We start from the raw sequence: 5,674 nt of genomic DNA on the forward strand, positions 1-5,674 counted from the left end.
CGGCCTTCATGACCGCGCAGATAGAGCAGCACGCCACGGCCTTCGGCCGCGATATAGCGCAGGGCGAGGTCGAGCTGCTCGCCGCAGTCGCAGCGGTAGGAGCCCAGCACGTCACCGGTCACGCATTCGGAGTGCAGCCGCGTCAGCACGGGCTCGCCGGTGCCCACGTCGCCCATCACGAGCGCGAGGTGCTCGGCGCCGCCGTCCTTCACCCGGTACACGTAGGACTCGAACGTGCCGTAGCGGGTCGGCAGCGTGGCGGTTGCGTCAAGCACGACGCATTCGTTGGCGTTATCGCCGTCCGCGCAGGACGACTCAGGAAGCGTAGGCATGATTCTCGAGCAGAAGACTGGCAAAAACCGGCACAGGGCCGGATTGGAGTTCGGAACCGGAGTTTACCGCCATTTGGCCCGCCCCGCCGCCACGCCCCTTCAAGCGGCCGGTCATCCGCGCCGCATGAGCGCCGCATAAATGGTGCGACCCCGCGCTTACCCCGACGACGCGCGCCACGCCATCCGCCTATACTGGAATGGCTTTCCCCCTGCACGACGGGCGCTCCGCCCGGCGTGCCGCGCCGCGCAATGACTGCACAACCAGAAGGACGAGGAGGAGTCGCCCTATGACAAGCGTTGCCCAGGTACTCAAATCGAAGCCGGAACAGGTGGTCTACACGATCGAAGCTTCCGACTCCGTCTACACCGCACTTCGCCTGATGGCCGAGAAGCAGATCGGCGCGCTGCTGGTGACCGACGGTCCGGCGATCGCCGGCATCATCACGGAGCGGGATTACGCGCGCAAGGTCGTGCTGATGGACCGGTCGTCGAAAACGACCGCCGTGCGCGACATCATGAGTTCGCACGTGCGCTTCGTCGAACTCGACCAGACCACCTACGACTGCATGGCGCTGATGACCGAGCGGCGCATGCGCCACCTGCCCGTCATGGAAGGCGGCAAGGTCGTAGGCATGGTGTCGATCGGCGATCTGGTGAAGGAAATCATCGCCGAGCAGAAGTTCACGATCGAGCAGCTCGAGCACTACATCACCGGCGGCCCGGCCATCTGAAGGCCGCGCAGGCAACTCCCGAACGGCAGAACGTGAAAAAACGCCCAATCCCGAAGGGGTTGGGCGAAGCCACCTCGCGGCGGCGGAGGTTCCACGCATGAAAATCGCGCGATGGTTGGCGCGGTGGCGTGGGGCAACGGTGGAAGCGATTCCACCGTTGCCGGTATCGGTTGGGAGCCTGGCGGCGTCGGGGCGCCAGCGCGGCGAGTCAGACCGCTTGCGGCGCGCGGACGTCCGGGTGCGCCGGAACGGCCAGCGTGTGGCCGATCGATGTCGCTCGAGGGGCAGCCTGCGCGACGGCGTTCCGAGGCCTGCACATCGCCCGCTCATCGTGCCGGGCGATCATCATGGCGCTATCTGCATGGCTGCGGCTGGCTGTGCCTGGCCGCGCTCAGTTGCCGAAATAGATCGATTGCGCCGGTCGCATCGTGGGTGTGCCCGGCTGGCCCGACTGCGACGAACCCGAGGTCGATGGGCCGTACCCGCTCGTTTCGGCTGCGGGGGCCTGCTGCGCCACGCCTTCCTGTTGCGACACGCGCGTTTCGGCGGCCTGGATGTCGCTCGGATAAGTGGCGTCGTTAGCGGTGGCCGGGTTGTAGCCAGCCTTTTCCAGCTGGATCAGTTCGGCCTTCACCTCGGCGCGGGACTTCGGGGCTTCGTTCTGCACGTCCTGGGCAAACGAAAGGGCCGGAGCGGCCACCAGGGCGGCGACAAATGCAGCTTGAATCAAGGTGCGGGATTTCATGACCATTTACCTCCATCACTTGTTGTACGCCGGCGCCTCAGTGGGCATCGCCGGACCGGTGATTTCAGTCTATTGGGACAAGAGTTTAGGGCAAACCCCTATTTGAAGAAAATATACTTTCCCGCACTGCAATAATTCCGGCCGCGCGGACGCCGCCCGCGTCCCGCGGGCCATCAACCTTGCGCGACGTCGCCGCCCAGCAGCTTGCGCGGCCCGCTCACGAACGGGCTGCCCAGTTCGTAGAAGCGCAGAGGCCGGTCCATTTCCCGCGACAGGCCGATTCGCGTCGTCACGCCCACCGGCCGTTCCGGTTCGTCCACGCGCCCGATCCACAGCCCATGCCCGCAGCATAGATCGACGCCGTCGAACGCCGCGCCGACGCCATAGGCCTGCGAGAGCCGGCCCGGTCCACGCGCCAGGTCACGCAGCGGCACACCGGGGCGCAGGGCTTGCATCGCCGCGAGCCCTTCGAGCGGCTCGACGGCCCGAAACAGCACGCCCGCGCCCACGTCCACGGCCTCGGCCGACATGTTGAACATCCACGCGCTGCCGTACGTGAGCCGCACGTGGGCATGGCCGCGCTCGAGGAACATCGAGGCGTTCGTCGGGCGCCGGCCGATGAAGGCATAGCTCGTGGAGTCGCCCAGGGGATAGGCTTCGATTTCGACCAACCGCCCGACGATGCGCCCCTCGGCGAGGTCGCGAACGAGATATTTGCCCACCATGAAACGTGCGAGCTCGGTGGTATCGAGCGGCAGGTCGTCGCGGCGCAGCGGCAGGATCGTCATCGAGCGCATTTCGGGTCTGGCGGGTCGAGCAGGGTTAGTTGGGCGGGCGTCGCGCAGTCGCGAACCGGCAGAGTGTAGCGCCAGCGCCGCGCGAGCTGCGCGCGGCGACCTCGCCCTTGCGTTGCGCTACCATCGCCTGCATGCGCGCGCGAACTGCTGCTCGCGCCACCCCACGAACCGGTGCGCGTCACCGAAGGAGCCGCACGATGAACGAACAGAGCGCGATTCAATTCCTCTCGGACGTCCGCAAGCCGCTGCTCACGCTGCACAAGGCGATCCTCGACCATGAGCGCGCGCAGTACGAGCGCGAGTTCGGTCCGGTCACGCCGGCCGCCTTCCTGCAGGTGCTCATCAACGGCTCGGGCTTTCGCTGGCTCATGCCGTTCTCGACCGTGATCGCGAACGTCGACGAAACGCTCGACGCGAAAGACGCGAGCGCCGACGATCGCATCGGCGCAGCGCAAGGCGTGGCCGCGCTCTTTTCCGGCGAGGAATCGGCGGAGTTCTACGAGCGCTACCAGGCGCTGTTGCAGGCGAGCCCCGAGATCCTGCATCTGCATGGCGTCGTCGCGCCGCTCCTGAACGGGATAAAGAACTGAAGAAGCCGATGTAGCTGCCGAACTTGCGCGGCGCGGATCAACCGCACGGTTCAGCTGCGCGACGGCTTGCGAGGCGTCGCCGACGCCTTCGCGTCCGCTTCAGCCGCCGCGCTGACTCGCTTCGTCTTCGCGGCGGAAAGGCGCCGCCAGAGCGTCGTCTTGCTGATGCCGAGCATCTCGCACGCGCGGTCGCGATCGCCGTTGCAGGCGTCGAGCGCCGCGCGGATTTCGTCGGCTTCGACGTTCAGGCTGCGTTCGCGCAAGGTCAGCGCCGCTTCGCCCGGTGCCCCCGCGGTCTGCGCGCCGGCGCGGCCCGATTCGAAAACCTCCGGCGCGATCGAGCGCAACACCTCCGGCGCGAGCACGTCCTCCTCCGAATCCGCCAGTTCCACCACCATCCGCTCGACCACGTTCTGCAATTCACGCACGTTGCCGGGCCACGCATGGCGTGCCAGCGCTCCGCTCACCTGCGCCAGCGTGCGCGCCGCGTCGTCGGGCGTGCGGATGCGCACCGCCACGCGCGGCTCGCGTCGCGAGGCCTGCAGCAGCAGCTCGCCGGCGAGCAATGCGATGTCCGTGGCGCGCTCGCGCAGCGGCGGAATCGCGAGATTGAGAATGTTGAGCCGATAGAAAAGGTCCGCGCGAAACTCGCCCGCCTCGATCTGGTCGGTGAGCGCGCGGTGCGTGGCGGCGACCACGCGCACGTCCACGCGCGTGGGCTCCGTCGCGCCGAGGCGCACGACCTCGCGCTCCTGCAGCACGCGCAACAAGCGGCTCTGCAGCGGCAAGGGCATCTCGCCGATCTCATCGAGAAAAAGCGTGCCGCGGTGCGCCGCCTCGATGAGCCCCACCTTGCCGCCACGCCGGGCACCCGTGAACGCGCCTTCCTCGTAGCCGAACAGCTCGCTCTCGAGCAGCGCCTCGGGAAACGCGCCGCAATTGATGGCGACGAACGGAAAATCGCGGCGCGCGCTCTCGCGGTGAATGCCCTGCGCGATCATCTCCTTGCCCGTGCCGCTTTCGCCGCGTATCAGCACGGTGGCGTCCGACTTCGCGTAGCGCCGCGCGAGCTGCCGCACGCGCTCGATGCCCGGCGTCGCGCCACTCAGGTCGTCCAGCCGGTAGCGCGCCACGAACTGCTGCGTTCGCTGGCGCGAACGCAGGGTGCGGTCGAGCCGCTCCACCGCGCGCGACTCCTGGAACGTGAGCACGGCGCCCGTCGTCACGCCGTTGTCGACGAGCGGCCCGCGATGCACGACGTAGCTCACGCCGCGCACGGTTTCGAGCGATTCGCCATCGGTTTCGGGCAGCGAAAAGGCGATGTCGGGCGCGAGCGCCGCTAGCGACTGCCCCGCCGCCGTAGCCGGATCGATGTCGAGCACGGCCGCGAGACGCTGGTTGATCGCTTCCACGCGGCCGCGCGCATCGAGCGCCACCACGCCGTCGCGCAGGTGCTGCAGCACGCTGTCGAGGCGCTGGCGGCGCAGCGTCTCGCGCCAGGTGGCCTGCACGAGCTCGAGCGCATTGTCGAAGGCCGCGCGCACCGAGGGCCGCGAGTAGACGAAAAACGGCACGAGCCCGAGCCGCGCCGCAAGGTCGTTGACGAGACCCGGCCCGACGACCGCTCCCACGCCGCGGTCGCGCAGGTCGAGTACGCAGGCCTCGGCGTCCTGCACCGTGCGGTACTGGCCGAACACCACGTCGAGCCCGTAGGCGCTCACGAAGCGGCGCACCTCGATGGGCGTCTCGCCATAAGTGACGAGCGCGACGAGCTCGGCGTCGCGCCGCGCGCGCGCGAGCGCCTGCATCACGTCGAAGCCCGTGGGCTGCAGGAGCACCACGGGCACGTCGACGCGCGCCTTCAGGTACGTGCCGTTCGAACCCGCCGCCACCACGACGTCGGGGCGCTGGTTCGGCCCCGCGGCGGCGATCTCGGCCACCGCCTCCTCGAAGCCGCGCGGCACCACGCGCAGGTCCGCGAGTTCATCGTACTCGCGGGCGATGTCGCGAAACAGGTCGCGCAGACGGCTGATGCCCATGGCCCACACGCGCGGGCGGAATCCGGGAGAAGCGGGAGCGGGAAAGCGGTTCATGGTGTCCAACGATGCGGTCACCGCGCGGCCAGGACGGCCGCCGGCCTGCCCGCATTATCGCGCGTCGATTTCATTTTTGAAATCGCGATTTCATCAAAGAAATCAGACCGGCAGCGGAACACTGAAAAATCATTCGAAAATTCAATGAGTTAGCCTGATCACAAAGAGCTGGCACGCTATCTGCAGTACAGATCGGCGATTCAATTGGAGACATCACGCATGAGCAACAGATCCCCCGCCAGCGCCGGCGCGAAATTCCGCGCCGCCGTGGCCGCCGAGCAACCGCTGCAGGTTGTCGGCGCCATCACCGCGTATGCGGCGAAGCTCGCCCAGGCGACCGGCTTCAAGGCCGTCTATCTTTCGGGTGGCGGCGTCGCCGCCAATTC

General features: G+C 67.8%; 6 protein-coding genes and 2 pseudogenes. 4 read left to right on the plus strand and 4 right to left on the minus strand.

Going from position 1 to position 5,674, the window contains the following annotated elements:
* Positions 1-332 (minus strand): annotated as a pseudogene (locus VMJ11_RS15990) (GTP cyclohydrolase II); the annotation flags it as partial.
* A 287-nt stretch (positions 333-619) separates the two neighbouring features.
* On the opposite strand from VMJ11_RS15990, the gene VMJ11_RS15995 reads away from it, so the two are divergent.
* Positions 620-1,063 carry a CBS domain-containing protein gene (locus VMJ11_RS15995; protein WP_325620366.1) on the plus strand — a complete coding sequence of 148 codons (444 nt, stop codon included), beginning with the start codon at positions 620-622 and terminating at the stop codon, positions 1,061-1,063.
* Positions 1,064-1,454: 391 nt separating this feature from the next.
* Here VMJ11_RS15995 and VMJ11_RS16000 read toward each other — a convergent pair whose 3' ends face one another.
* Both VMJ11_RS16000 and VMJ11_RS16005 read right to left on the minus strand, forming a co-directional pair.
* Positions 1,455-1,808 (minus strand): DUF4148 domain-containing protein, encoded by a 354-nt coding sequence (locus VMJ11_RS16000; RefSeq protein WP_325620367.1) that lies wholly within the window; start codon positions 1,806-1,808, stop codon positions 1,455-1,457.
* A gap of 173 nt (positions 1,809-1,981) precedes the next feature.
* Entirely contained in the window at positions 1,982-2,596 is a 615-nt protein-coding gene (locus VMJ11_RS16005) for a DNA-3-methyladenine glycosylase (protein WP_414694406.1), read from the minus strand.
* Between the two features lie 206 nt (positions 2,597-2,802).
* Between VMJ11_RS16005 and VMJ11_RS16010 the strand changes: the two genes are divergently transcribed.
* Positions 2,803-3,195 carry a hypothetical protein gene (locus VMJ11_RS16010; protein ID WP_325620369.1) on the plus strand — a complete coding sequence of 131 codons (393 nt, stop codon included), beginning with the start codon at positions 2,803-2,805 and terminating at the stop codon, positions 3,193-3,195.
* A gap of 50 nt (positions 3,196-3,245) precedes the next feature.
* On the opposite strand, the gene prpR is transcribed toward VMJ11_RS16010, so the two are convergent.
* Positions 3,246-5,288 (minus strand): propionate catabolism operon regulatory protein PrpR, encoded by a 2,043-nt coding sequence (gene prpR / locus VMJ11_RS16015; RefSeq protein ID WP_325620370.1) that lies wholly within the window; start codon positions 5,286-5,288, stop codon positions 3,246-3,248.
* Between prpR and VMJ11_RS16020 the strand changes: the two genes are divergently transcribed.
* A complete protein-coding gene (locus VMJ11_RS16020) occupies positions 5,287-5,436 on the plus strand; it encodes a hypothetical protein (protein ID WP_325620371.1) in 150 nt (49 codons plus the stop codon). The genes prpR and VMJ11_RS16020 overlap by 2 nt on opposite strands.
* Positions 5,437-5,507: 71 nt before the next feature.
* A pseudogene (prpB, locus tag VMJ11_RS16025) lies at positions 5,508-5,674 on the plus strand (methylisocitrate lyase); the annotation flags it as partial.

The organism is Paraburkholderia sp. (assembly GCF_035501035.1).
In the GTDB taxonomy this organism is placed as follows: domain Bacteria; phylum Pseudomonadota; class Gammaproteobacteria; order Burkholderiales; family Burkholderiaceae; genus Paraburkholderia.

Bases quoted from the DNA above. Each gene is read 5' to 3' on its own strand.
- VMJ11_RS15995 (WP_325620366.1), top strand. From the start codon at position 620: ATGACAAGCGTTGCCCAGGTACTCAAATCGAAGCCGGAACAGGTGGTC.
- VMJ11_RS16010 (WP_325620369.1), top strand. From the start codon at position 2,803: ATGAACGAACAGAGCGCGATTCAATTCCTCTCGGACGTCCGCAAGCCG.
- VMJ11_RS16000 (WP_325620367.1), bottom strand. From the start codon at position 1,808: ATGAAATCCCGCACCTTGATTCAAGCTGCATTTGTCGCCGCCCTGGTG.
- VMJ11_RS16005 (WP_414694406.1), bottom strand. From the start codon at position 2,596: ATGACGATCCTGCCGCTGCGCCGCGACGACCTGCCGCTCGATACCACC.
- VMJ11_RS16020 (WP_325620371.1), top strand. From the start codon at position 5,287: ATGGTGTCCAACGATGCGGTCACCGCGCGGCCAGGACGGCCGCCGGCC.
- prpR (WP_325620370.1), bottom strand. From the start codon at position 5,288: ATGAACCGCTTTCCCGCTCCCGCTTCTCCCGGATTCCGCCCGCGCGTG.